Origin of the sequence: Streptomyces guryensis, from assembly GCF_021261325.1 — a bacterium.
Classification (GTDB): Bacteria; Actinomycetota; Actinomycetes; order Streptomycetales; family Streptomycetaceae; genus Streptomyces; species Streptomyces guryensis.
Genome location: NZ_JAJSBI010000001.1, coordinates 237,181 through 262,859 on the forward strand (window position 1 = coordinate 237,181; position 25,679 = coordinate 262,859).

General features: G+C 71.7%; 22 protein-coding genes and 2 pseudogenes. 18 read left to right on the forward strand and 6 right to left on the reverse strand.

Annotated features, from left to right (window positions below):
* Positions 1-92: 92 nt before the first annotated feature.
* The 3 genes from LJ657_RS01075 (at position 93) to LJ657_RS01085 (ending at position 2,740) form a co-directional block, all read left to right on the forward strand.
* Positions 93-329: a hypothetical protein gene (locus LJ657_RS01075; RefSeq protein WP_372487787.1), complete on the forward strand. Its 237-nt coding sequence runs from the start codon at positions 93-95 to the stop codon at positions 327-329.
* Positions 330-2,417 (forward strand): 4-alpha-glucanotransferase, encoded by a 2,088-nt coding sequence (gene malQ / locus LJ657_RS01080; RefSeq protein WP_232646179.1) that lies wholly within the window; start codon positions 330-332, stop codon positions 2,415-2,417. It abuts the gene before it with no gap.
* A gap of 71 nt (positions 2,418-2,488) precedes the next feature.
* Positions 2,489-2,740: a hypothetical protein gene (locus LJ657_RS01085; RefSeq protein WP_232646180.1), complete on the forward strand. Its 252-nt coding sequence runs from the start codon at positions 2,489-2,491 to the stop codon at positions 2,738-2,740.
* Between the two features lie 122 nt (positions 2,741-2,862).
* Here the strand turns inward: LJ657_RS01085 and LJ657_RS01090 are convergent, their stop codons facing one another.
* On the reverse strand, positions 2,863-3,462 hold the full coding sequence (locus tag LJ657_RS01090) for a TetR/AcrR family transcriptional regulator (RefSeq protein ID WP_232646181.1): 600 nt from the start codon (positions 3,460-3,462) through the stop codon (positions 2,863-2,865).
* 114 nt (positions 3,463-3,576) lie between these two features.
* Between LJ657_RS01090 and LJ657_RS01095 the strand changes: the two genes are divergently transcribed.
* Entirely contained in the window at positions 3,577-5,013 is a 1,437-nt protein-coding gene (locus LJ657_RS01095; RefSeq protein WP_232646182.1) for an FAD-dependent monooxygenase, read from the forward strand.
* Positions 5,014-5,049: 36 nt separating this feature from the next.
* On the opposite strand, the gene LJ657_RS01100 is transcribed toward LJ657_RS01095, so the two are convergent.
* Complete coding sequence (locus tag LJ657_RS01100) at positions 5,050-5,559, reverse strand: MarR family winged helix-turn-helix transcriptional regulator (RefSeq protein ID WP_232646183.1); 510 nt, start codon at positions 5,557-5,559, stop codon at positions 5,050-5,052.
* A gap of 150 nt (positions 5,560-5,709) precedes the next feature.
* Here LJ657_RS01100 and LJ657_RS01105 point away from each other — a divergent pair, with 150 nt between their 5' ends.
* From LJ657_RS01105 to LJ657_RS01125, 5 genes are all read left to right on the forward strand, one after another.
* Positions 5,710-6,999 carry an MFS transporter gene (locus tag LJ657_RS01105; protein WP_232646184.1) on the forward strand — a complete coding sequence of 430 codons (1,290 nt, stop codon included), beginning with the start codon at positions 5,710-5,712 and terminating at the stop codon, positions 6,997-6,999.
* Entirely contained in the window at positions 6,996-7,922 is a 927-nt protein-coding gene (locus LJ657_RS01110; RefSeq protein ID WP_232646185.1) for an EamA family transporter, read from the forward strand. Before LJ657_RS01105 ends, LJ657_RS01110 begins: the two co-directional genes overlap by 4 nt.
* Positions 7,923-7,963: 41 nt before the next feature.
* Positions 7,964-8,278: a hypothetical protein gene (locus LJ657_RS48860; RefSeq protein ID WP_372487788.1), complete on the forward strand. Its 315-nt coding sequence runs from the start codon at positions 7,964-7,966 to the stop codon at positions 8,276-8,278.
* Between the two features lie 115 nt (positions 8,279-8,393).
* The gene (locus tag LJ657_RS01120) at positions 8,394-9,716 is read left to right on the forward strand and encodes a sigma-70 family RNA polymerase sigma factor (protein ID WP_232646186.1); all 1,323 of its coding nucleotides are present in this window, start codon (positions 8,394-8,396) and stop codon (positions 9,714-9,716) included.
* A gap of 75 nt (positions 9,717-9,791) precedes the next feature.
* Entirely contained in the window at positions 9,792-10,550 is a 759-nt protein-coding gene (locus LJ657_RS01125; RefSeq protein ID WP_232646187.1) for an SDR family NAD(P)-dependent oxidoreductase, read from the forward strand.
* Positions 10,551-10,617: 67 nt separating this feature from the next.
* On the opposite strand, the gene pepN is transcribed toward LJ657_RS01125, so the two are convergent.
* A complete protein-coding gene (gene pepN / locus LJ657_RS01130) occupies positions 10,618-13,188 on the reverse strand; it encodes an aminopeptidase N (protein ID WP_232646188.1) in 2,571 nt (856 codons plus the stop codon).
* A gap of 158 nt (positions 13,189-13,346) precedes the next feature.
* On the opposite strand from pepN, the gene LJ657_RS01135 reads away from it, so the two are divergent.
* Positions 13,347-13,817, forward strand: a complete 471-nt coding sequence (locus tag LJ657_RS01135) for a DUF1203 domain-containing protein (RefSeq protein ID WP_232646189.1) — start codon at positions 13,347-13,349, stop codon at positions 13,815-13,817.
* Here the strand turns inward: LJ657_RS01135 and LJ657_RS01140 are convergent.
* On the reverse strand, positions 13,814-14,830 hold the full coding sequence (locus tag LJ657_RS01140) for an aspartate-semialdehyde dehydrogenase (protein ID WP_232646190.1): 1,017 nt from the start codon (positions 14,828-14,830) through the stop codon (positions 13,814-13,816). The two genes, LJ657_RS01135 and LJ657_RS01140, sit on opposite strands and share 4 nt — an antisense overlap.
* 307 nt (positions 14,831-15,137) lie before the next feature.
* Between LJ657_RS01140 and LJ657_RS01145 the strand changes: the two genes are divergently transcribed.
* Positions 15,138-15,665 (forward strand): RNA polymerase sigma factor, encoded by a 528-nt coding sequence (locus LJ657_RS01145; protein WP_232646775.1) that lies wholly within the window; start codon positions 15,138-15,140, stop codon positions 15,663-15,665.
* A gap of 1 nt (position 15,666) precedes the next feature.
* Positions 15,667-16,407: a hypothetical protein gene (locus LJ657_RS01150; protein ID WP_232646191.1), complete on the forward strand. Its 741-nt coding sequence runs from the start codon at positions 15,667-15,669 to the stop codon at positions 16,405-16,407.
* A 53-nt stretch (positions 16,408-16,460) separates the two neighbouring features.
* On the opposite strand, the gene LJ657_RS01155 is transcribed toward LJ657_RS01150, so the two are convergent.
* Together LJ657_RS01155 and LJ657_RS01160 are read right to left on the reverse strand one after the other, a co-directional pair.
* Positions 16,461-19,748 (reverse strand): S8 family serine peptidase, encoded by a 3,288-nt coding sequence (locus LJ657_RS01155; protein ID WP_232646192.1) that lies wholly within the window; start codon positions 19,746-19,748, stop codon positions 16,461-16,463.
* Between the two features lie 163 nt (positions 19,749-19,911).
* Positions 19,912-20,109: pseudogene (locus LJ657_RS01160) on the reverse strand (CGNR zinc finger domain-containing protein); the annotation flags it as partial.
* Here LJ657_RS01160 and LJ657_RS01165 point away from each other — a divergent pair.
* The 6 genes and pseudogenes from LJ657_RS01165 to LJ657_RS01190 form a co-directional block, all read left to right on the forward strand.
* Positions 20,108-20,221: pseudogene (locus LJ657_RS01165) on the forward strand (pyridoxamine 5'-phosphate oxidase family protein); the annotation flags it as partial. The pseudogenes LJ657_RS01160 and LJ657_RS01165 overlap by 2 nt on opposite strands.
* A 9-nt stretch (positions 20,222-20,230) precedes the next feature.
* Positions 20,231-20,692 carry an NUDIX hydrolase gene (locus LJ657_RS01170; protein ID WP_232646193.1) on the forward strand — a complete coding sequence of 154 codons (462 nt, stop codon included), beginning with the start codon at positions 20,231-20,233 and terminating at the stop codon, positions 20,690-20,692.
* Between the two features lie 104 nt (positions 20,693-20,796).
* Positions 20,797-21,237 (forward strand): hypothetical protein, encoded by a 441-nt coding sequence (locus tag LJ657_RS01175; RefSeq protein WP_232646194.1) that lies wholly within the window; start codon positions 20,797-20,799, stop codon positions 21,235-21,237.
* Positions 21,234-22,373, forward strand: coding sequence for a serine/threonine kinase C-terminal domain-containing protein (locus LJ657_RS01180; protein WP_232646195.1), 1,140 nt, complete (start codon positions 21,234-21,236; stop codon positions 22,371-22,373). Before LJ657_RS01175 ends, LJ657_RS01180 begins: the two co-directional genes overlap by 4 nt.
* 249 nt (positions 22,374-22,622) lie before the next feature.
* Complete coding sequence (locus LJ657_RS01185; protein WP_232646196.1) at positions 22,623-24,371, forward strand: TIGR03767 family metallophosphoesterase; 1,749 nt, start codon at positions 22,623-22,625, stop codon at positions 24,369-24,371.
* A 127-nt stretch (positions 24,372-24,498) separates the two neighbouring features.
* The gene (locus LJ657_RS01190) at positions 24,499-25,662 is read left to right on the forward strand and encodes a serine hydrolase domain-containing protein (protein ID WP_232646197.1); all 1,164 of its coding nucleotides are present in this window, start codon (positions 24,499-24,501) and stop codon (positions 25,660-25,662) included.
* Positions 25,663-25,679: the final 17 nt, after the last annotated feature.

Consider the following 25,679-nt stretch of genomic DNA (forward strand, 5'->3'; position numbering starts at 1 on the left):
GCACGTTGTTCCGTCCCGTACGTCTGCCATCGCGCCCGCTGGGTAGGGCTGCGGTAACCCAAAAGGTCGCCGTACTCGACAAGGAGGCCCCCGTGGCCGCACCGGCTTACCCCCTCTCCAAACCCGTGGCGCAGCTGCCCGTCCAGCCCGAGCAGCCCGAGACGCACCTGTGCGTCTTCAGCGCGGAGGGCGCCTGCGCCGAGACCCCGCTGACCAGCGAACCGCCGCTGCCCGAGGCCGAGCCCCTCACCAGCGAGCCGCCGCTCGCCGACGCCGCACCCCTGACCAGCGAGGCAGTGGCCCCCGTGCCGGACTCTCCGAGGCTCTAGATGACGGCGCAGGGGTCGGCCGACCCGCCCTCCGAGGATCTGTCCCGGCTCGCCGCACTGCACGGCGTCGCCACCTCCTACAGCCCTTCCCCGGACCGCACGGTCGCGGCCTCCGTCACCGCCGTCTCCCTCGCCCTGGCCGCCCTCGGCGTCGACACGGGCACCCCCGAGGCCACCCGTGCCGCGCTCGCCGCCCGCGAGCGGGAGCTCGGCGAGCGGCTGCTGCCGCCGACGGTGGTCGTGTGGAGCGGCGCCACCTCCTCCGCCCTCGCGGACCTCCCGGCCGGCACCCGGCTGCGCATCGAGACCGAGCAAGGTGAGACGCGGGCGTCCGTCGAGCAACTCCCGCCCGGCGTCCACCGGTTGACGGCCGACGCGCCTGACGGTCGTACCGCCGAGGCCCACCTCGTCGTCGCCCCGCCCCGGCTGCCCACGCCCACCGCACGCTCGTACGGCCTGCTCGTCCAGCTCTACTCCCTGCTCTCCCGGCGCTCCTGGGGCATGGGCGACCTCGGTGACCTCACCGAACTCAGCGCCTGGGCCGGCCGTGCGCTCGGTGCGGGATTCGTCCAGGTCAACCCGCTGCACGCGGCGGTGCCCGGCGCCCCCACCGACCCCTCCCCGTACCGCCCCTCCTCCCGCCGCTTCCCCGACCCCGTGCACCTGCGCGTCGAGGACATTCCCGAGTACGCCCACGCCGAGGACCGGTCGCGGATCCGGGGGCTGCTGGGGCGCGCCGCCGAACTGCGCGAAGCGGTGCTGGAGAAGGGCGCGTTGATCGACCGGGACGCCGTGTGGGCGCTCAAGCGGGAGGCGCTGGAGCTGATCCGCGAGGTGGAGCTCGGGCCCGGCCGGCGCGCCGCGTACGTCGACTTCCTCGCCGAGCAGGGCGAGGCCCTGGAGGACCACGCCACCTGGTGCGCCCTCGCCGAGGTGCACGGCTCCGACCGGAGCCGCTGGCCCGCCGCCCTGCGCGACCCCCGTTCGCCCGAAACGGCCCGCGCCCGCCGGGAGTTGATGGACCGCGTCGACTTCCACTCCCGGCTGGCCTGGCTCACCGACGGCCAGCTCACCGAGGCCCAGCGCGCCGCGCGCGAGGCCGGGATGCCGGTGGGGATCGTGCACGACCTGGCCGTCGGGGTGCACCCCGACGGCGCCGACGCCTGGGCGCAGCAGGAGTACTTCGCCGCCGGGATGTCGGTGGGCGCCCCGCCGGACGCCTTCAACGCGCGCGGCCAGGACTGGGGTCTGCCGCCCTGGAGACCGGACCGGCTCGCCGAGTCCGGCTACGCGCCGTACCGCAGCCTGCTGAAGGCCCTGTTCCGCTACGCCGGCGCCCTGCGCATCGACCACGTCATGGGCCTTTTCCGCCTCTGGTGGGTGCCGCAGGGCCACCCGCCCACGGAGGGCACCTACGTCCGCTACGACGCCGAGGCCATGCTCGCGATCCTCGTGCTGGAGGCCTCGCGCGCCGGCGCGGTCGTCATCGGCGAGGACCTGGGCACGGTCGAGCCGGGGGTGCGGGAGACCCTGCGCGAGCGCGGGGTGCTCGGCACCTCGGTGCTCTGGTTCGAGCGGGACTGGGAGGGCGACGGACAGCCGTTGCCGCCCGAGGCCTGGCGCGCCGACTGCCTGGCCACCGCCACCACCCACGACCTGCCGCCCACCGCCGCCCGCCTCACCGGTGAGCACGTCGAACTCCGCGACCGTCTGGGCCTGTTGACGCGCCCGCTGGAGGAGGAGCGCGCGGAGGCGGCGAACGACACGGGGGAGTGGCTGGGGCTGCTCGCCCGCCTCGGCCTGCTGCACGGCACCGGCGGCGCGCGCGGCGGGTCGGAGGAGGAGGCCGAGATCCAGGCCGTCCACCGCTTCCTGCTGCGCACCCCGTCCCGCATGATCGGCATCTGGCTCCCCGACACGGTGGGCGACCGCCGCCCCCAGAACCTTCCCGGCACCTGGGACCAGTACCCGAACTGGCGACTGCCGATCGCCGACGCGGCGGGCCGCCCGGTGACGCTGGAGGAGCTGGCCGGGTCGCCGCGGCTGCATGCGCTGATCGACGTACTGCGGACCGTACGGCCGGGGTGAGGAGGGGGGCCGGTCCCGTAGGGCACCCCCCGAACGAGCGGCCCCAATCGTCGTTCGATATTTTTGACAACGTGGACAAGAAGAACGCCCTGCGCGCCGGCGCCCTGGCCGCCGGTACGACGCTGATGATGCTGCTCATGTCGTCCCCCGCCTTCGCGAACATCCGCGACGACGGCGACGACCCCGGCAAGGGCCTGAGCGTCGGCGAGACGCTGGGCCTCTACGTCCTGGCCCCGCTGGCCCTGTTCGCGATCATCGCGGGCCTGGTGATGGTGCTGGACAAGTCCAAGGACCGTCAGCCGAAGGCCAAGGCGAAGGCCTGACCTCCGACTGACCCCACACGCCTTCGAGGGCACCGGTCCCGCCGTATCCGGGCGGGACCGGTGCCCTCTGCATGTCTTTGGAAGGCTCCGCCCCGGGGGACTCGGCTTCTGGGCACCCGGTCTCAGGGGCTCGGCGCCGTCAGGTACCGCTGCAGCGTCGGGGCCAGCCATGCCGCGATCTCCTCGCGGCTGAGCGCCACGGCCGGCGGGAACCGCAGGACGTAGCGGGTGAGCGCCAGCCCGAGCAGCTGCGCCGCGCCGAGCGCGGCCCGCGCGGGGGCCTGTTCGGGATCCGGGCACACCGCGTGGGCGACCGGTATCAGCTGGTTCCGGAAGATCTCCTGCATCCGCTCGGCCCCGGCCGGGTTCGTCACCCCGACCCGGAGCAGGGCCGTCAGCACCTCGTTCTCCTCCCACGTGCCGAGGAAGTGCGCCACCAGTGCCCGGCCGACCTCGTCCCGCGGCAGCGCGGCCACGTCCGGCATCTTCAGGTCGATGGAGACCGCCGCTGCGAACAGGCCCTCCTTGTTGCCGTAGTAGCGCATCACCATCGAGGGGTCGATGTCCGCGTCCCGGGCGATGGCGCGGATCGTGGCCCGCTCGTAGCCATCGGCCGCGAAACGTATGCGGGCCGCGGTCAGGATGGCGCCACGGGTCCTCTCCGAGCGGCGGCGGGTGCCGCCCGAACCGGAATCCGTGCTGCCGCTGTCACTGGCTCTCACATCAACAAGCGTAGGCCGACAGTTGTAGGCCAACAAGTGTTGACTCCCTTGCCTCGGCGCCCTAGTCTCGTCAACGAGCGTTGGCAAACAAACGTTGGCAACCGGGAGGTCATCATGAAGACTCAGCACTCCGTGATCGTCGTCGGCTCGGGTCCCGCCGGTCTCCTGCTGGCCGGCGACCTGGCCACCGCCGGTGTCCCGGTCGCCCTCCTCGAAAAGCGCCCGCAAAGGATCAGCAACCTGTCCCGCGCCTTCGTGCTGCACGCCCGCACCCTGGAGCAGCTGGACGCCCGCGGTCTCGCCGACGGCCTGGAGTCCGTCGGCCGCCCCCTCGACAGCCTCCGCCTCTTCGGCCGCCTCACCATCGAACTCGGCACCCTCCGCTCCCGCTTCAACCACCTCCTCGTCATCCCGCAGTACGAGGTGGAGAAGGCCCTGCAGCGGCGCGCCGCCGAGGCCGGCGTGGACTTCCGGTACGAGACCGAGCTGACCGGGCTCGCCCAGGACGCGGACGGCGTGACGGCCGAGGTCCGCGGACCCGGCGGGACGGCCGGCAGCCTGCGGGCCGCGTACGTCGTCGGCGCCGACGGCATGCGCAGCGCCGTGCGGGACGCGATCGGGCTCCCCTTCCCCGGCCGCTCCGCGATCCGTTCCGTCGTCCTCGCGGACGTACGCCTCGCCGAGGAGCCCGAGAACCTGCTGACCGTCAACGCGGTCGGCGACGCCTTCGCCTTCCTCGCGCCCTTCGGCGACGGCTACTACCGCGTGATCGCCTGGAACCGCGCCCGCGACGTCCCCGACGGCGAGCCCCTCGACCTCGACGAGGTCAAGGAGGTCACCCGGCTCGCCCTCGGCCGCGACTTCGGCATGTACGACGCCCGCTGGATGTCCCGCTTCCACAGCGACGAGCGCCAGGCCCCCGCCTACCGGGTGGGCCGCGTCTTCCTCGCCGGGGACGCCGCGCACGTCCACACCCCGGCCGGCGGCCAGGGCATGAACACCGGCCTGCAGGACGCGGCCAACCTGAGCTGGAAGCTGGCCGCCGTCGTCCAGGGCCACGCGGAGGCGGCCCTCCTCGACAGCTACCAGGCCGAGCGCCACCCGGTCGGCAGGGCCGTGCTGCGCAGCAGCGGCGGCATCGTCCGCCTCGCGATGGCCAAGCGCCCCTGGGAACTGGCGCTGCGGGCCGCACTCACCACCTTCCTCGACACCGTGGGCCCGGCCCGACGCAAGGCGGTCGGCCAGATCACCGGCATCGGCTACCGCTACCCGGCCCCCCGCGGCGCCCACCGCCTCACCGGCACCCGCGTCCCCGACCTCGCCCTGGAGGGCGGCCGCCTCTACGAGTCCCTGCGCGGCGGCAGGTTCGTACTGATCACCCCGGAGGCATGCGAGGGCCAGGGCACCCGCAAGGACCGGCTGGCCGTGGAGCACTGGGCGGGCGACCGGCGTACCACCGTCCTCGTCCGCCCCGACGGGTACGTGGCGTGGGCGGCGGACTCGGCGGACGCGACGCGGATCGAGGACGCGCTGACCCGGCACGTGGGGTAGCGCGCGGTTGCGTGGGTCGGCGCCATGCCGTGGGGGCTAGTGCCCCACCTCCTGTGTCCCCGTCAGCAACTCCCTGAGCAGGCCGGCCAGTTGGCCGGCCTGTTCGTCGTCCATGGTGGACAGGGCCTCCGTCTGGACGGCCAGCCCCGCGCCGACCGCCTGGTCGATGACCGCCAACCCCTTCTCCGTGAGCGTCACCTGGAGGGCCCGGCGGTCGTGCGGGTCGGGGGAGCGGCGCAGCAGACCGGCGCGTTCCAGTTTGTCGAGGCGGCCGGTCATGCCACCCGTGGTGAGCATCAGGGTCGCCGAGAGCTGCCGCGGCGAGAGGGTGTACGGCTCTCCGGAGCGGCGCAGGGTCGCCAGCACGTCGAACTCGCCGCGTGAGATGCCGTGGGGGGCGTACGCCTTCTCCATGCGGTCGCCCATGGTGCGGGAGAGGCGGTAGATCCGCCCGAAGACCTCCATCGCCCTGGTGTCGAGGTCCGGCCGGACCTCCGCCCACTGCTCGACGATCGCGTCGACGGCGTCCTTGCGCTGTGCACTCATGTCCCGAGTATCCGCATGCGCAGAGTCACTGGCAAGAAAGTAGCTTGACGAAAAGTTGCTTAGCGCTAAGCTAATTATCGTCAAGCTAATCACCGCCAAGCTGACTTCCGCTCGTCCCGAGCCGCCGCATCCCACTCCGAGAGGTCGACCGTGCAGAAACCGGACCGCATACCCGGCCAGTGGGCCCTGCCCGTCGCCGCCGCCGTCAACGGCATCGGCACGGGCATGTACGTACCCTTCACGCTGGTCTTCTTCCACTACGTCACCGGCCTCTCCTTCACCACCGTCGGGCTGGTGCTCACCGTGACCGGGCTCGTCGGTATCGCCGCCCTGCCGCTGGCGGGCGCGGCCGTCGACCGGTTCGGCGCGCGGCGCGTGCAGCTCGCGCTGTACGGGGTGCGTGCCGCCGGCTTCGCCGTCTACCCCTTCGCCGACACCCTCGCCGCCTTCGCCGCGGTCGCCCTGGTCACCGCCGCGGCCGACCGCGCCTTTCCCGCCGTGCAGTCCTCGCTCCTCGGCGAGGTGGCGCGGGGTGCCGGGCGGGACCGGCTGCAGGCCGCCACCCGGGCACTGCAGAACGGCGGCAACGGCGCCGGCGCGCTGCTGGCCACCCTGGTCATCGCCTTCGCCGGCCCCACCGGTTACACCTACGCGGCCTGGGGCAACGCCCTGTCCTTCGGCCTCGCCGCGCTGCTGCTGCGGCCGCTCAGGCCGTTGCCCGCCGCCGACGGTACGGCGGCTCCGCGGGCCGGGGCCGGCTACCGGCTCGTGCTGGCCGACCGGCCCTTCCTGGTCGTCGCCGGCGCCAACTTCCTGAACGCACTGAGCTATTCGGCCCTGTCCGTGCTCTTCCCGCTGTTCATCCTGGAGTGGCTGCACGGGCTCGCGGTGCTCACCGGTGCCGCCTTCACGATCAACACCGTGCTGTGTGCGGTGGCCGGGGTGTTCGTCGGCGGGCGGGTGCGCAGGGCCGGTGCCCGGCGCACCCGGGCGGCGGCGCTGGGCGGGAGCCTGTTCGCGGTGGCGTTCCTCGGGCAGATCGTGCTGGGCACCCTGCGGCCGCACTCCGGCCCGGTGCTGGGTGCGGCTCTGGTCGCCGTGGTCCTCGTCTACACGCTCGGCGAGCTGATCCACAGCCCCGCCGCCGAGGTCCTCGCCGTGACTGCGGCACCCGAGGCGGTGCGCGGCCGGTACCTGGCGGCCTACCAGATGTCCTGGTCCCTGGCGAAGGCGCTGGCGCCGTCTCTGTTCACCGCACTGCTCGCGGTGGACGGCCGGGCACCGTGGGCGGTCCTCGTCCTCACCTCGGCACTGGCCGCCGCCCTGCTGATCCGCACGGAACGCCACCTGCCGCCCGACGCGGTACGCCCGGCCGCCGAGAGGGTCGTACGCGAGGCCGCCCCACTCACCTCCCGCCACCCCGAAGGAACCCGGTCATGAAACGGACCGCGACCGTTCTGCTCACCGCCCTCGCCCCCGTCTCCTGGGGCACCACCTACGCCGTCACCACCCAGTTCCTTCCGGCCGGCCGGCCCCTGTTCACCGCTCTGGCCCGAGCTCTGCCCGCCGGTCTTCTCCTGCTGGCCGTCGCGCGGGTGCTGCCGCGCGGCGCCTGGTGGTGGAAGTCGGTGGTGCTCGGTGTGCTGAACATCGGCGCCTTCTTCCCGTTGCTGTTCCTGTCCGCGTACCGGCTGCCCGGCGGCATGGCGGCCGTCGTCGGCTCGGTCGGGCCGCTGGTCGTCGTCGGGCTGTCGGCGCTGCTGCTGGGGCAGCGGCCTACGGGGCGGGCGCTGCTCGGCGGCGTCGTGGCGGTGTTCGGCGTCGGTCTCGTCGTACTGAAGGCGGCCGGGGCGCTCGACCCCGTCGGTGTCCTGGCCGCCCTCGCTTCGGCCGCGTCGATGTCCACCGGCACGGTGCTGACCAAGAAGTGGGGACGCCCGGACGGTGTGGGGCCGCTCGCCCTCACCGGCTGGCAGCTGACGGCCGGCGGGCTGCTCATCGCCCCGCTCGCCCTCCTCGTCGAGGGCGCCCCGCCCGCCCTGGACGCCCGCGCGCTCGGCGGCTACCTCTACCTCGCGCTGGCCAACACGGCCGTCGCCTACTGGCTCTGGTTCCGTGGCATCGGCCGCCTCACCGCCACCCAGGTCACCTTCCTCGGCCCGCTCTCCCCGCTCACCGCCGCGGCGGTCGGCTGGGCGGCCCTCGGCCAGGCGCTCACCCCGGTCCAGCTCGCGGGCATGGCGCTGGCGTTCGGTGCGACGGTGGCCGGGCAGGCGGGAAAGCCCGCTCGCGCTCAATCATTCAGTTCTGCTGAAGTGAATCGTCGAAAAGATTCGATGGACCTGACAGGTGTGCCGCTGTGACGGTGGATCCACCGAGATCACCCGTCACCGAAAGGACCTCCGTGGCCGTCGCCCTCGACCGGACCGCCCCCACCCGCACCACCCCCACCACCCACTCCCTCCGCGGACTCGCCCTCGCCGCCCTCGCCACCGTCGTCTGGTCCGGCGGCTTCGTCACCTCCCGGGCCCTGCACGACAGCGTGCCGCCGGTGCAGCAGGCGTTCTGGCGATGGGTGGCCGCGCTGCTGGCCGTGGCACACGTGGTGGCGGCCGTACGGAAAGGGGCCGGGGAGGGCGCGGCCGTGGGGCGGGTGCTGGGGGTGTTGCGGGAGGTCGCGGTGGAGCTTTCCGACAGGGCGCGGGCCGCCACGGGCTGACGTGGTCCGTGACCGGAGGGCGCCCCTCCGGCCTCCGTGTCGCGATAGCGTCACATCGTTCCCGTGTGACGCAACGACCGGGCTCGATGCCCTTGCCGGACTCCCGGAGGTCCCCGTGGTCGCCGACATCTGTGCCAGCTGCGGCAAACCGCTTCCCGCACGGGCGGGCCGCACCGGCCGCAGCTCCGTGTACTGCTCGGCCGCGTGCAGGCAGAAGGCGTACCGGCGTCGGCAGGGGGCCTGGACGGGAGCCGGCGTGCAGGGCCTGATCGACGACATCGGGCGGCGGGTTCAGGAGCTCACGCCGCAGCCGCCGTCGGTCCTGTACTCCGGGGTGGCCGACCTGTCGGCCGCCGTGGCGCGGCTGCGGCGGGTCGCCCGGACCGCCCGGGACACCGCGAAGGAGCCCCAGGGGGCCACCGAGCCTTCCGTAACATCGAGAGCCGTTACGGAAAACCCCCTCACCGAAGCCGACTTCGCCACCCTCACCGAGTCCCACCGCCGCGAGATCCACGTCCACTGCTACCGCATGACCGGCTCCTACGACGACGCCGAGGACCTGGTGCAGGAGACGTTCCTGCGGGCCTGGCGGGCCCGGGACGCCTTTGAGGGACGGGCCGGCGCCCGCACCTGGCTGTACCGCATCGCCACCAACGCCTGCCTCGACTTCCAGCGCCGCACCGCCCGCCGCCCGCAGCGCTACGAGCCGGTCCCCGGCATGAACCACGGCACCGGCGAGGCACCCGCCCGCATCACCTGGCTGCAGCCCTACCCCGACGACGAGCTGCCCACGGCCGAGGAGGACCGGCCGGACGTCGCCGCCGTCTCCCGCGAGACCCTGGAGCTGGTCTTCCTCGCCGCCATCCAGCACCTTCCGCCCCGCCAGCGGGCCGTGCTGATCCTGCGGGACGTGCTCGGCCTGACCGCCGCCGAGACCGCCGAGGCCCTCGACCTGACCGTGGCCTCGGCCAACAGCGCCCTCCAGCGGGCCCGACCCACCCTCCGCGACCACCTCCCCGGGCAGCGCGCGGACTGGAACGCGGGCGAGCCGACGGAAGCCCAACGCACGGTCCTGCAGCGGTACATGACCGCCGCCGAGCAGCTCGACTTCGCCGCGATGACCGACCTGCTCAGCAAGGACGTCACGCTCACCATGCCGCCCAACCCGTTCTGGTTCACCGGCCGGGACGCCCTCGTCGAGTTCCTGCGCCCCACCCTCGACCCGGCGTCCCCCATGTTCTTCGGCCACTGGCGCCACCTGCCCGCCCGCGCCAACGGGCAGCTCGCGGCGGGTGGTTACGTCCGCAGACCCGGCACGCAGGTCCACCGTGCCCAGGTCCTCGACGTCCTCCGCTTCGACGCCGACGACCGGATCGTGGAGATCACGTCCTTCGAACCGCACCTGTTCCCGGCCTTCGGGCTGCCGCTGCGGCTGTGACGACCGATGAGTGATCCGGGTGCGGTGCGTCTGTATGACCGACCGACACGGAACACCCCGACCGAGGAGATCACCATGCTGCTCACCGACAAGACCGCGATCGTCTACGGCGCCGGCGGCTCGATCGGCGGCGCGGTCGCCCGCGCCTTCGCCGAGCAGGGCGCGCGGGTCCACCTCGTCGGACGTACCCGCAAGACGCTGGAGGCCGTGGCCGCCGACATCGCGGACGCCGAGGTCGCCGTCGTGGACGCCCTCGACGAGGCGGCCGTCGAAGAGCACCTCGCGGGCGTCGGGGACGTCGACATCTCGTTCAACCTGGTCACCCGCGGCGACGTGCAGGGCGCCCCGCTCACCGACATGCCCGTGGACGACTTCCTGCGGCCCGTGCTGGGCGGCGTCCGCGCCAACTTCATCACCGCCCGCGGCGCCGCCCGCCGCATGGCCGAACGCGGCTCCGGCGTGATCCTCACCCTCAACAGCGGCTCCGCGCACGGCAGTCCGATGATGGGCGGCACGGGACCCGCTGACGCCGCCATCGACACGCTCGTACGGAATCTGGCGCTGGAGTGCGGTCCGCGCGGGGTGCGCGCCGTGGGCCTGTGGGCGGCCGGCGTCCCCGAGACCTTCACGGTCGAGAAGCTCTCCGCGGTCAACCCCGCCATCGACGAAGCCGCCGTCCAGGGCATCGTCGCCAACCTCGCCGGCATGCGGATGACACACCGCAACCCGACCCTCGCCGAGGTCACCGCCACGGCCGTGTTCCTCGCCTCCGACCACGCGGCCGGCATCACCGGCACGTTCGTCAACGTGACGGGTGGGATGGTCGTGCGCTGAGCGCAGGAACGAGGAAGGGCGCCCGGTGGGACACCGGGCGCCCTCGCTTTCGTACTCCTGCGGGTGGCTACGCCTCCGCGTCCGCCGCCTGCGCCTTCAGTGCGCGCTCCACGCCCGACCGGGACTCGGAGACCAGCCGCCGCAGGGCCGCGCTGGGCTCGGCGGAGGACAGCCAGGCATCCGTCCGGTCCAGGGTCTCCTGTGACACCTGGACGGCCGGGTAGAGGCCGACCGCGATCTGCTGGGCGATCTCGTGCGAGCGGGAGTCCCAGACGTCCTTGACCACCTCGAAGTACTTCTCGGCGTACGGGGCGAGCAGCTCGCGCTGGTCGGTCTGGACGAAGCCGCCGATGACCGCCTCCTGGACGGCGTTCGGCAGCTTGTCGGACTCGACGACCTGCGCCCAGACCTCCGCCTTCGCCTCCGCGGTCGGCCGGGCGGCACGGGCGCTGGCCGCGTGGCGCTCGCCCGCGGCCGTCCGGTCCCGCTCGTACTCGCCGGCGATCTCCGTCTCGTCGTAGCGGCCGACCGCGGCGAGCCGCTGCACGAACGCCCAGCGCAGCTCGGTGTCGACGGCCAGACCCTCGATCGTCTGCGAACCGTCCAGCAGGGCCTCCAGCAGGTCCAGCTGCTCCGGCGTCCGGGCCGTCGCCGCGAACGCGCGCGCCCAGGCCAGCTGGTGGTCGCTGCTCGGCTCGGCCGCGCGCAGGTGGGCCAGCGTGGCGTCGGTCCAGCGGGTGAGCAGGGCCTCGCGGGCGGCCGGGTCGGCGTACAGGTCGATGGCCAGCTTCACCTGGCGGTGCAGCGACTGCACGACACCGATGTCGGACTCCTTGCCGACGCCCGACAGGACCAGGGAGAGGTAGTCGCGGGTCGCGAGCTCCGCATCCCGTGTCATGTCCCAGGCAGAGGCCCAGCACAGGGCGCGGGGGAGCGACGACTCGAAGTCGCCCAGGTGCTCGGTGACGAAGGCGAGGGACTTCTCGTCGAGGCGGACCTTCGCGTACGACAGGTCGTCGTCGTTGAGCAGGACGACGGCCGGGCGGCGCTTGCCCACCAGCTGCGGTACGGCGGTCAGTTCACCGTCGACATCCAGCTCGATGCGCTCGTCGCGGACCAGCTTGCCGCTGTCGTCGTCGAGTTCGTACAGGCCGACCGCGATGCGGTGCGGGCGGAGGGTCGGCTCGCCCTTGGCGCCCGCGGGGAGCGCCGGGGCCTCCTGGCGGATGGCGAAGGAGGTGATGACGCCGTTCGCGTCCGTCTCGATCTCGGGACGGAGGATGTTGATGCCGGCGGTCTGGAGCCATTTCTCCGACCAGTTCCCCAGGTCGCGGCCGGAGGTCTCCTCCAGCGCGCCCAGCAGGTCGGACAGGCGCGTGTTGCCGTACGCGTGGCGCTTGAAGTACGCCTGCACACCCCCGAAGAACTCGTCCATGCCGACGTACGCGACGAGCTGCTTCAGGACGCTGGCGCCCTTGGCGTAGGTGATGCCGTCGAAGTTGACCAGGACGTCGTCCAGGTCGTTGATCTCGGCCATGATCGGGTGGGTGGAGGGCAGCTGGTCCTGCCGGTAGGCCCATGTCTTCATGGAGTTGGCGAAGGTGGTCCAGGAGTGCGGCCACCGCGACTGCGCGTGGTCCGCCTGGCAGGCGATGGAGGTGTACGTGGCGAACGACTCGTTCAGCCACAGGTCGTTCCACCACTCCATGGTGACCAGGTCGCCGAACCACATGTGGGCCAGTTCGTGCAGGATGGTCTCGGCGCGCAGCTCGTACGACGCGTCGGTGACCTTGGAGCGGAACACGTACTGGTCCCGGATGGTCACCGCGCCCGCGTTCTCCATCGCGCCCGCGTTGAACTCCGGCACGAACAGCTGGTCGTACTTCTTGAACGGGTACGCGTAGTCGAACTTCTCCTGGAACCACTCGAAGCCCTGCCGGGTGACCTCGAAGATCGCGTCGGAGTCGAGGAACTCGGCGAGCGAGGGCCGGCAGTAGATGCCCAGCGGCACGCTCTGCCCGTCCTTCTCGTACACGCTGTGCACGGAGTGGTACGGGCCGACGATGAGCGCCGTGATGTAGCTGGAGATCCGCGGCGTCGGCTCGAAGGCCCAGACGTCGTCCTTCGGCTCGGGCGTCGGCGAGTTGGAGATGACGGTCCAGCCGGTGGGGGCCTGCACCGTGAACTGGAAGGTCGCCTTGAGGTCGGGCTGCTCGAACGACGCGAACACGCGGCGGGCGTCCGGGACCTCGAACTGGGTGTAGAGATAAGCCTGTTGGTCCACCGGATCGACGAAGCGGTGCAACCCCTCACCCGTGTTGGTGTAGGCGCAGTCGGCGACGACCCGGAGGATGTTACGGCCCTCCAGCAGCCCCGGGAGGGCGATCCGCGAGTCCTTGAAGAGCTCGGCGGGGTCGAGGGCGTCGCCGTTCAGCGTCACTTCGTGGACGGTCGGGGCCACCAGGTCGATGAAGGACTCGGCACCGTTTTCGGCCACGTCGAAACGCACCGTCGTCACGGACCGGTAGGTGCCGCCCTCCTGCGCGCCGGAGAGGTCGAGATCGATCTCGTACGAGTCAACGGTGAGCAGCTTCGCCCGCTGCTGCGCCTCTTCGCGAGTCAGGTTTGTGCCAGGCACGCGGTCATCTCCTCGTTATGTGTGGGTTCCGCCATCCTTCCATGTCACCGTGGGGAGGGCGACGAGGGTTTTCCCGATGGATCAACCGGTCGGCACCACCGGACCGCCACGTCCGAATCCCGCCGGTCACGCGGCGCCGCACGCGTCAGCCTGGACGTATGACGACGTACCCCGCACGACCCATCGCCCCGTCCGTCCTCAAGGAACTGCGCACCGTCGACGACGCGGGCCGTCCGACGGTCCCCGTGGCCGACGACGAGGGCGGCGCCCCGCTTCGTTGCTGTCTGCGCCGCAGCGAACCGGGGGAGCGGATCGCCCTCGTGTCGTACGCGCCCCTGCGCCGCTGGGCGGCCGAGACGGGCGCCCAGCCCGGGGCCTACGACGAACAGGGTCCCGTCTTCATCCACGCCGACGAGTGTGAGGGGCCCGACCTCGACGGCCACCCGTTCGACAACGCCCACCGCACGGTCCGCCGCTACTCGGCCGACGGGCACATCCTCGGCGGCGAGCTGGTCGAGGCGCCCGACGACGTGGCCTTCCGCAACGCGTTCGACGACCCGTCCGTGGCGCTCGTCCACGTCCGGGCCGTCGAGTACGGCTGTTTCCTCTACGAGGTCAGGAGGGGCTAGCCCTTCAGCTCCGCCGCCACCAGCTCCGCGATCTGCACCGCGTTCAGCGCGGCACCCTTGCGGAGGTTGTCGTTGGAGATGAACAGGGCCAGGCCGTTGTCGACCGTCTCGTCGCGGCGGATGCGGCCGACGAAGGACGGGTCCTGGCCGGCCGCCTGGAGGGGGGTCGGGATGTCGGAGAGCGCGACGCCCGGGGCGCCGGCCAGCAGCTCCGTCGCGCGCTCCGGGGAGATCGGGCGGGCGAAGCGGGCGTTGACCTGGAGGGAGTGGCCGGAGAAGACCGGAACGCGGACGCAGGTGCCGGAGACCTTGAGCTCGGGGATCTCCAGGATCTTGCGGGACTCGTTGCGGAGCTTCTGCTCCTCGTCCGTCTCGTTCAGACCGTCCTCGACGATCGAGCCCGCGAGGGGGAGCACGTTGAACGCGATGGGGCGCTTGTAGACGCCGGGCTCCGGGAAGTCGACCGCGCCGCCGTCGTGGGTCAGCTTGTCGGCGTCGGCGACGACCTTCTGCGCCTGGCCGTGCAGCTCCGCGACGCCCGCGAGGCCCGAGCCGGAAACCGCCTGGTAGGTGGCGACGACCAGAGCCTGAAGACCGGCCTCGTCATGCAGCGGCCTGAGGACCGGCATCGCGGCCATCGTCGTGCAGTTCGGGTTGGCGATGATGCCCTTGGGGCGGTCGGCGATCGCGTGCGGGTTCACCTCGGAGACGACCAGCGGGACCTCCGGGTCCTTGCGCCAGGCCGAGGAGTTGTCGATCACGACGGGGCCCTGCGCGGCGACCTTCTCGGCCAGCGCCTTCGAGGTCGCGCCACCCGCGGAGAACAGGACGATGTCCAGGCCCGTGTAGTCGGCGGTCGCCGCGTCCTCCACCGTCACACCGTCGAGCACCGTCCCGGCCGAGCGGGCCGAGGCGAACAGGCGCAGCTCGGTGACCGGGAAGTCGCGCTCCTTGAGGATCCTGCGCATGACCGTGCCGACCTGCCCGGTGGCTCCGACGATTCCGACCCTCACGGCGACTCCTTCTGCGTGTTCCTGTATGTCTGCGGCGTTTCCATCATGCGGCCGACCCGGGTCCGCCTGTCCAATTCTTTGCGCTCCATGCCCGAAGCCTGGGACGCCGCGCCGCGATCAACGGTTGCCAAACTCCGCCCACACCCCCGCTGAGCTGGAGAAATTCATCCTACGGAGGCCCGGTGCCGCAAGCTGTGCTGGCCGCGCGCGGCGGTGTGACGTACACCTCTGAACGATTTCCCGCGGCAGGGCCGAACGTTTCCGCCGGCTCCCGCGTCGTAGAGGAAACGCGGTGAGGGGGTGGCTTGTGCTGCGCAGAAAGGCCCGCCGTGGCCAGGAGGACGATCATGGCGATCCTCTGGACGCGGCTCAGGAACGCCGGGTGCGGGCGGTGCTCGCGCTGGGCGGGGTGCCGCAGACGGACCTGCCGGACGGGGTGCAGCAGGTCCGTCTGCGGCTGCTGGAGCGGGCCGCGAAGGGGTACGAGGCCCCGCGCGACGTCTCCGCGTGGGCGGCCGTCGTCGCCTCCAACCTGGCCATGGACTGGCACCGCGCCAAACGCCGCCAGGAGCGGATCGGCGAGCGCCTCGCCTCCCTGCGCCAGCTGGAGCACCCGTCGGGAGAGGACACCAGCGTGCTCTCCCTGGCCGTCGCCCGGGGCCTGGACGAGCTCCCCGACTCCCAGCGCCAGGTCCTCGTCCTCCGCTTCTACGCAGACCTGCCCGTCCGCTCGATAGCCGACGAGCTCGGCATCCCGGAGGGCACGGTCAAGAGCAGGCTGCACACGGCGGTACGAGCTCTGCGCGCCCGCCTGCACGAGGACGAGGTGGTGTGAGATGACCGCCGGACACGAGACGCACGAGATGTACGACGGCACCGACGCGCTGATGGCCGCGATCACCGGCGAGGAGCTGCCGGAGGAGGCCCGCGCGGACGCCGCCCTCGCGGCCGAGCACCGCAGGGCGACGGCCGATGTGGCGCTGCTGCGGCAGCAGCTCGGGATCATCGGGGACGCGCTGGCCGAGGAACCGCGGCCGGAGCGGACGCCCGCTCCGGTACGGGCGTCGCGGGACCGGCGCCGGGTGCGCAGGTTCGCCTTCGGCTCCCTCGCGGTGGCCACCGTCGCGGCCGTGCTGTCGGGGGTGGGCTGGCTGGTGGTGCAGGCCGGGAGCGGCGCCGGCTCGATGCCGGGCGGCAGCGCCGACTCGGCCTCCAAGGGGGAGCGGAACGCCGAGGCCGGCTCCGCCTTCTCCAGTCCCGGCTACCTCGCCTGCGCCCGGCTGGTCGCCGAGGGCGAGGTGACGGGCGTCGAGCCGGTGCCCGGGACCGCCGGGCAGGAGCGGATCACCGTGGACGTGACCCGCTCGTACAAGCCGCAGAAGTCCACCAAGGAACTCTCGGTCGTGATCGACGAGGGTGCTCTCCTCAAGGCCCTCCACAAGGGCGATCACGTCCTCGTGGCTGTTCCGCAGCACGCGGCCACGCCGGACCACGTGCTCGTCGGCGAGAAGTCGATCGCCCGCGAACGCGCCGGACTCGGCCGGGCGTTGAAGGAGTCGGCCGGCATCGGCTGCTGACGGGAAAGGGCGGGCGCCCGTACGGACGCCCGCCCTCACCGCCGTACCGCGGACTACGGAGTGACCTTCTCGATCTTCACGCTGCCGGTGCCCGCGGCTGTGCCGCGTGCGTTCACCAGCTGGACCTGCCCGAAGAACGCACGGCCCTCCGGGGCGGCCGCCGCTGCGGTGACGCTGCCGGAGACGGTCGCCGAGTCGCCCGTGCCGAGCTTGACCGGCGCCGAGTCGTCGACGGTGACGGTGCCCAGGGACGCGGAGAAGAAGACGTCCCGGTAGTCGTACGCGGTGGAGCCGGACGGGACCGAGTAGCCCGCGACCTCGATGGTGTACGTACCGGCGACCGGGGAGGCGACCGAAACCGCCTCCTCCGAGTCGCCGTCGGCGGACTGGCCGACGACCGTGCCGGCCGCGTTCTTCACCGTCAGGTCGAGGTCCGCGGACGCGTCCGACACCCTGCCGATGGCGACGTCCAGCGACTTGGCGCCCGTGGGCACCTCGACCGTGGTGGTCTGCGTCTCGCCCTCCTTGATGGTCGGGCGGGCCGTCTTCGACGAGCCGAGCGGGCCGCCGACCAGCTTGCCGTCGAGCGCGGCGAGCTTGTTCGTCACCTTCCAGGAGACGGCGGCCGGGGTACCGACCCTGGCCTCGGGCACGGTGACCGTCTCCGGGTCGAAGGCCGCACCGAGGACGGCGACGTCCAGCTGGTACGGGTTGTCGAGCAGCGGCGAGGTACGTCGCGACTCGACCTCGATCTCCCAGACGCCGGTCTGCGGGTCCGCGTACGAACGCACGTCGGGCTTGCAGCCGTTGCCGTCGAGGTAGTTGTTGTAGCACTTCGGGGTGCTGGTGTCGTCGACCGGAGTGCCGTACGGGTGGATCGCGATGAACCGGGTCTGGCTCTTGTCCTTCAGCCCGCCGATGGCGACCTCCAGGGACTCGGCGCCCTCGGGCACGGTCACGAAGTACGACTGCGTGCTGTTGCGCTGCACCGTGTTCGAGGCGGTGAAGGTGTACTTCACCGGCGTCGAGACCACGACCGTGGCGAGGATCTGCCTGTCGACGCCCTCGGTCCGCGGGTCGTCGACGTAGAGGATCGCGCTCTTGATGCCCGCGGACCTCGGGTTCGCCTGAACCTTGACGGTGACCGGCTGGTTCAGCGGCAGCTTCACCTCGTCCTTGCCGACGATCCGGAAGGTGTCACCGGCGTTGTTCTCGATGCCCAGCTCGTGCCGGACCGCCTTGTCGGGGCCGGAGGTCCGGGTGATCGTGACGTCGTACGTCTTCCTGTCACCCGCCTTGAGGCCGCCCTCGCGGTCGTACAGGCCGGTGCCGAAGCCCGGCGTCTTCAGCGCCTGGTCGAGCGCGGTGTCGACGGGTGCCTTGACGGTGTAGTCGTGAGACGTGGCGCCGTCGCGGATCGCGTCCCAGGCGTCGACGATGTCGATGCGTCCCGCGCCCTCCTCGTATGCCTGAACGCCCTTGATGTGGTGGGCGGTCGACGTCAGCGCCGTGCGCAGGGTGGCGGGCTTGAGCTCGATGCCCTTCTGCTTGGCGGCCGACAGCAGCAGCGCGCTCGCACCCGTGGCCTGCGGGGAGGCCATGGACGTGCCCTGCAGCATGGAGTAGCCGGCCGGCAGCGAGTAGCCCGCCTCGGCGACCGGGGAGCCCGGCAGCCAGGTCTGGGTGGTGTTGATCGCGGCACCCGGCGCGACCAGGGTCGGTGTGAAGCCGCCCTCCTCACGCGGCCCGCGCGAGGAGAAGGGCATCATCGCGTACTTCTTCTGCACGGCGGAGCCGTAGTTGGACGCCCAGGTCGCCTTGGAGATACCGGCGCCCACGGAGATCACCTTGTCGGCCAGCCCCGGGTCGCCGATGGTGTTCGCGCCCGGGCCGGAGTTGCCGGCCGAGATCACCAGCTGCACGCCGTACGTGTCGATGAGGCGCGTGTACAGCTCGGCGCGCGCGTTGTTGCCGTCGTTGAGGGCCGGGAGGCCGCCGATCGACATGTTGACGACGTCGACACCGCGGTTCACGACGAGGTCGATCATGCCCTCGGTGAGCGCGACGTTGGTGCAGCCGCCCGTCCAGGTGCAGGCACGGGAGGAGACGATCTTCGCGCCGGGGGCCGCGCCGTTCATCTTCCCGCCGAACAGGCCGTTGGCAGCGGTGATGCCGGCGACGTGCGTGCCGTGCTCGGACTCGATGACGCCGATGTTGACGAAGTCGGCCTTCTTGCCGACCCAGTCACCGCCGAACGGGTCCATCGGCACGTCCTTGCGGATCTGCACGACGAACGGCTGGCGCTCCACGACGTCGGTCGACGGGTCGTCGGTGCCGAAGTAGCCGATCTGGAAGCCGTCCTTGTACGGCTTCATCGGCTCGTCGTCGCCGAAGTCGTGGTTGTTGTTCAGGTCGACGCGGACGGTCCCGGCGGCGGCGTCGTAGAGGACGCCCCACTTGTCCGTGGTGTCCCCGTCCCGGTTGGCGTCGCCCTTCGCGTCACCGCCCGCGGTGGCGGCCTCGCTGAAGGTGCTGACCTGGTACGAACCGGCGGGCGCCGTCCAGGTCCGGCCGCCGTAGGTGAAGGTGGGCCCGGAGACGGCGGTCACCATCGGGCGCCAGGTGGCGTCGCTGTCGACGATCGGGTCGGTCGCCGTCACCCAGTCGACGATCTTCCGCTCACCGGTGGTGGTCTTCTGCAGCGCGGGGTGGCCGAGGTCGACACCGGAGTCCAGGATGCCGATGGTGACGCCGCGGCCGTCCGCCTTCGGGTGGTCCTTCACGAAGTCGACGGCACCCGTCTCGAAGGACGGGTTGTACGGGTTCTCGGCGGGCGTGTTCTTGTCCGGGGCGGGGTAACTCACCGTGCCTGAAGCCGACTTGGAGCCGCTCGTCGCGCTCGGGTCGTCCAGCGGTATCTCCTCACGCAGGTCGATGCCGTGCACGGAGGAGAGCTTCGCGGCGGCGGCGATGGCCGCGTCCGCCTGCGAGGTGGGGACGGTGGCGCGGACGTAACCGAGCTTGTCGTAGGTCCGGCCGACCGAGCCGCCCTTGACCGCGTCCAGCTTCCCGGCGACCTGCTCGGTCTGCCCCGGGGCGGTGGCGATCATCATCGTGACGTTCTTGTCGCCGTCGGCCTTGGCCTCGGCGAGCAGGTCCGCGTCGTCGGAACCGAGCTTTTCCTGCGCGGACTTGACGCTGCCGTCCGAGGGGGCGGTGGAGCCCGGGGACGGCGCGTCGGCGGAGAAGGCCATGGGTATCGGCCCGGCCGCGGAGAGCGCGGCGACGAGACCGGCGGCCACGGCTATTCGGGCCACGGGTCTGAGGGGCGTGAGGGTCATCGGCATCCCTTGGAGTGAAGATTTTCAGTGCCGGACGAGCGCACAGCTTTACCCAAGGGGCAGTTGTTTGGGAAGTGTTGACCGAAACGCTATGGACGTATGGGGAAAACCCCCGATGTGCTTTACGGGCATCAGCCGCAAATACGGCAAACAACCCGCAAGTTCAAGCAATCTTCGAGCGCGCGTAATGCCGTGACGCCTTGGCCCGGTTGCCGCAGGCCGCCATCGAGCACCAGCGACGCGTGCCGTTCCCCGACGTGTCGAAGAAGTGCCGGACGCATCGCTCATGGGCGCAGCCGCGGATGCGGTCGGGCGCGGTGGTGAGCAGTTCGAGGTGGTTCCGGGCGGCGAGCCAGGCCGGCGAGCGGAGGGTGAGCTTCACGCCGGCCGAGGTCGTCGAGGCCCCGTCGACGGTGCCGCTGCGCTGGACGGCGCCCGAATACTCGCCTGCCAATCCGACGCCGGCGTTCTAACGTCCGTACGTGCGCAGGAAACTGAGGGTGGCGGCCTACGCCATGTGCGTCCAGGAGGGCCGGCTCCTGCTGGCCCGCGGGTACGACGAGGCGGGTGAGCCGGAGTGGACCCTGCCCGGCGGTGGCATGGAGCACGGGGAGGATCCCTACCACACCGTCCACCGGGAGGTGGGGGAGGAGAGCGGGTACCTGGTGGAGATCACCGGGCTGCTCGGCGTGGACTCGTTCCGCCGGACCCTGCCCGGCCGCTTCGGCCGGTCGGTGGACCACCAGGCCCTGCGGCTGGTCTACGAGGCGCGGATCACCGGCGGCGAACTCCGCCCCGAGGTCGGCGGCTCGACGGACATGGCGGCCTGGCACCCGCTGGACGAGGTGCCCCGTCTGCAACGGGTCTCCCTGGTCGACGTGGGGCTCGCGCTGTGGCGGGAGCGGCCCGTGACGGGGCATGCGGGGGCGGCCGGGGAGGAGTGACGGTCCGGTGTTCGTCCGTCGAGCACCTCTGCTCACGTCAACTCGCCACCTACAATGGCATATTGCACCTGCAGCAACAGCCGTGAGCAGGCGGTGAGCAAGCCGTGGGCACCGCCGTCGCCGAGGGGACGGCAATGGAATGGACGGTGTGCGCCGTGTACGGCGCACTGGGCGGCCTCGTGGTGGAGGCCGTCGCCTTCTACGGGCGGATCGCCGCCTGGCAGAGGGCACGGCACCAGGCCCTGGCCAGAAACCGGAAGCGGCTTCCCGGGTTCGGCAAGTACGTCGACGCGCCGTCCGACATCGCCGTCGCGCTCACCCGTCTCGGCCTCGGTGCGGGTGCCGGGATCGCCTTCCACTCCCAGCTGACCGGCCCGCTGGCCGCACTCGCCGTGGGCGCCTCGGCACCGGCACTGATCGCACAGCTGGGCGGCGCGCGAACCGTCCAGGAGGTCCTCGGCGGGGCGCGCGCCACCGCCCCCGAGTCCGGCGTCGCGTCGCCGTCCGTGGCACTGCCCAAGGGAGCGGAGGCGGTCGAGCCATGAGCGAGCCGACGGAGACCACGCGGGTGGCGGAGCGCGAGGGATTCGGTCACCGCTACTGGCGTTCGCTGACGGAGGCGGACCCGCGGGACACGGACGACCCCTTCGTCGAGCACGGCCGCAACAAGACCCTGCCCTTCTGGCGCCGGTACCTCGCCGCGCTGCTCGGGGTGACGCTGGTGGCGCCGGAGCCGGGCGGCGCGGCGTTACAGGCGGGGCGGACCGAGGAGACGGAGCAGGCGGAGGCGACCGGGGTTCCGGCGAGTCCGGCGGACCGGGGCCGGTCGCACGCGAGTGGGTTCTCCCCGAGCCGACCGAGCGAACGCCCGCGTCCGGCCGACGGACGGCGAGACCCCCGTGACCGCAGAGGGTCCCACGGGCCCCTGCCCCGCCGCCCGGCATCCACCGGGCCGGGGAGCACCCATCGTCGCGCGACGTTCGCCGGCGGTCCGCTCTCGTACGGCAGCCCGCAGCAAGCCTCCGCACAAGGCTCTCCGGCGTCGGGCGGCCCCCCGCCGCAGTGGCCCTCGTTCCGTGCGGCGTCGGCCAGTTCACGACGCCACGGCCTGCGCCTCGCCCTCTCCGGACTCGCCGTCGGCCTCATCGGCGCCGGTGTCACGCTCGGCGTCATTCTGGTGCCCCTCGTCATGACCAACGAAGGAAACGATCCCGGAGGCAACCAGGGGTCGGCCTCCACACAGGCCGGCCCCACCCCGCCCAAGGGCGCCCGCGTCGAGCCCGCCGGCTTCGCCTGGATACCGCCCAAGGGCTGGAAGCGGACGGAGCACGGCGACGCGATCACCTACACCGCCCCGGACGGCAGCCAGCAGATCACCGCGTCGGTTGCCATGGCGGCCACCTCCTACGGCCTGCTCGACGGCTGGGAGGAACAGGACCGCAGCATGACCGGGAAACGGGACTACCACCTCCTCCGCCTGGAGCAGACCGACTTCCAGAACCGCTCCGCCGCCGTGTGGGAGTACACGTACACCTCCGACGGCACCTCCCGGCACACCGTCGAACTCGCCTTCACCGAAGGGGTGGAGACCTACCGGATCGCCACCCGCTACCGCCCGGCCACCGCACCCCGCGGCCGCGCCGTCTACGACAAGGTCCTGGACGGCTTCACCGTCCTGTGAACAGTCCCGTGAACTCCCTTCAGTACCCCGAAAAATGAACACGGAGTGACCGCCCCCGGGCCGCCCGACGAGCGGTCGTGAACGCACAGGGTGGCCCAAGATCCACGTACGGTGATCGGCGTTGCCCGTTGCCGTCTCGTTCATGTGCAGGTCATTCCCGGTGCCAAGCATCCAGGTGAGCGGATTGTTCGCGACAGCGAAACAGCCCGCGACCACTGCCGACGCGTTGCCACTCGGGGAGATCGCGCCATGTCGCGCATACGCTCTGTCGCCGCCACCATCCCGGCGATCAACCGCCGTACCGTCCTCGCCGCCACCGGCGCGGCGGCCGTCTCCGCAGGCGTCGGCTACGCCCTGCGGCCCACCGACAGCCAGGCCGCCACCGACTCCACCCGGGTCGTGGCGCAGTCCCGCAGGGCCCCGGCCGCCCCCCTCGCGCCCTACACCAAGGGCACCACCCTCGCCACGGTCGCCGCCCCGCGCACCTCCTCCGGCTACCGCCGCCTCGGCGACGGCCCCGGCTGGTCCCGCGTCGTGCGCAGCGAGCTCGCCGCCCCCAAGTCGGGCCGCGCCGGCCGCCGTACCGCGCTCGCCGCGTTCGTACAGCTCACCGACCTGCACCTGATGGACGTCCAGCACCCGCTGCGGCTGGAGTACCTCCGCTCGACCTCCCCGCACAACTGGCGTCCGCAGGAGGCGCTGACCGTGCACGGGGCGATCTCACTCGTGGAGCGGATCAACTCCCTGCGCGGGGCGCCCGTCACCGGTACGCCGCTGCACTTCGCCATGACCACCGGCGACAACACGGACAACAACTCCGGGACCGAGCTGGAGTGGTTCCTCACCATCATGAGCGGCGGTCGGATCACGCCCAACTCCGGTGATCCGCGGCACTACGAGGGCGTCCAGAACAGCGGGCTGAAGCTGTTCTGGCAGCCCGACTCCGCCATCCGCGACGGCGACAAGCAGCTCGGCTTCCCGCACCTCGACGGCTTCCTCGCCGCCGCCGTCCGCGAGGTCCGCAGCCCCGGCCTCAACCTGCCCTGGTACTCCACCGTCGGCAACCACGACGCCCTGCCGCTGGGTTGCTACGGCCACGGCGACTCCTGGCTCGCCGAGTACGCGGTCGGCGGCAAGAAGCTGATGAACTTGCCGGCGGCCGAGGCGAAGAAGCTCCTGGACCACATCGCCGCAGGCAACGACCCGCAGGGCCACGCCTTCCGGGACCTGCTGAAGGCGCACGCGCGGGACATGCGATCGGTGACGGCGGACGAGAGGCGAGCGCCGTACACCCCGACCGCCTACCTCAAGGCCCACCTCGACCCGGCCCACCGCGGCAACGGCCCGGTCGGCCACGGCTACTCCTCCGCCAACCTCGCGGCGGGCACCCAGTACTACACCTTCCGTATCTCCGACGACGTCATCGGCATCAGCATCGACACCACCGACCCGGGCGGCCACTACGAAGGCTCCATCGGTACGGCCCAGTTGAACTGGCTGGACAGGCAACTGCGGGACAACAAGGACTCGCACGCCATCATCTTCAGCCACCACACCAGCCAGACGATGGACAACACGTCCCATGCCGACCCCTCCCGCCCGAACGAACGCCGTCACAACGGCCAGGAGGTCCTGGCCCTGCTCGGCAAGCACGCCAACGTGATCGCCTGGGTCAACGGCCACATCCACCGCAACGACATCACCCCGCACAAGGGCTCCGGCGGCCGTTCGTTCTGGGAGATCTCGACCGCCTCGCACGTGGACTACCCGCACCTCGCCCGCGTGATCGAGATCGCCGACAACAAGGACGGCACCCTGTCCCTGTTCACGACCCTGGTCGAGTCGGCCGCCCCCCACCGCACCGACTTCGCCGACCTCACGCAGACGGGCCTGGCCGCCCTCTACCGCGAGCTGGCGTACAACGCTCCCGGCCACGGCACGACCGGCGGCGGCCACCCGGGCGACCGCAACACGGAACTGGTACTGAAGAAGGGCTGAGCAACTGAACAAGGGCTGAAAGCGGCTCAACCGGCTCGCGGCGCATCAACCTTCACACCGCGGGCCGGGTCTGCTTCCCCGACCGAGCTCAGCTCTATGCAGAGCACGAGATGGGGGAAGAGACGACATGAACACGAACACGAACACGCGCCTGCGGACGCCCCTGGTCGCGGCGGCGGCCGTGGCGCTGTCCGCAGCCCTCGCGGCCCCCGCGATCGCGTCCACGTCCGCCAGAGGCGCAGCCGACCACGACGCGACCCGCCGGGCCGTGGAGGCCGCGGTCGAGGCCGGCGTCCCCGGAGTGACGCTGACCGCGAAGGACGCGCACGGCACATGGTCGGCGACGGCGGGCGTCGGCAACCTCAAGACGAACAAGCCGCGTTCGCCTCAGGACCGTTACCGCGTCGGCAGCATCACCAAGACCTTCGTGGCCACCGTGCTGCTCCAACTGGAGGCGGAGGGCAGGCTGTCGTTGGACGACAAGGTGGAGAAGTGGCTGCCGGCAGTCGTTCGGGGCCACGGCCACGACGGGCGCGCCATCACCCTCCGCCAACTTCTCAACCACACCAGCGGTGTCTTCAACTACACGCAGGACGACACGTTCGCCCGCACGTACTTCCTGAAGGACGGCTTCTTCAAACACCGTTACGACCGGAAGACCCCGGCGGACCTGCTGGCGATCGCGATGTCCCACAAGCCGAACTTCGCCCCGGGCACCTCCTGGAGCTACTCCAATACCAACTACCTTCTGGCCGCGATGGTGATCGAGAAGGCCACGGGCCATCCGTACGGCGACGAGATCCGTGACCGCGTCATCGACCCGCTCCACCTGACCGGCACCTCGGTCCCCGGCACCCGGGTCACCGTCCCGCAGCCCAGCAGCCGCGCCTACTCCAAGCTCGCGGAAACGACGACGGGCCCGACGTACGACGTCGCAACGCTGAACCCCGCCATCGCCTACGGCTCGGGCGAGATGATCTCGGACTCCGCGGACCTGGACCGCTTCTACTCGGCCCTGCTCCGCGGCCGGCTGCTCCCGCCGCAGCAGCTGAAGGAGATGAAGACCACGGTGACGGTCGATGTCGAGCCCAACGCCCGTTACGGTCTGGCCTTGATCGACCGCACGCTGTCCTGCGGCGTCCACGTCTGGGGACACGACGGCGGCATCCACGGCTCCACGTCCGTGGCGGTGACCACGGAGGACGGCCGCCATTCCCTGGCGTTCAACTTCAACGGCGACTGGTCGGGGGACAGCGACGCGGTGATCGAGGCGGAGTTCTGCGGCAAGTGACCTGCCGGTCGGATTGA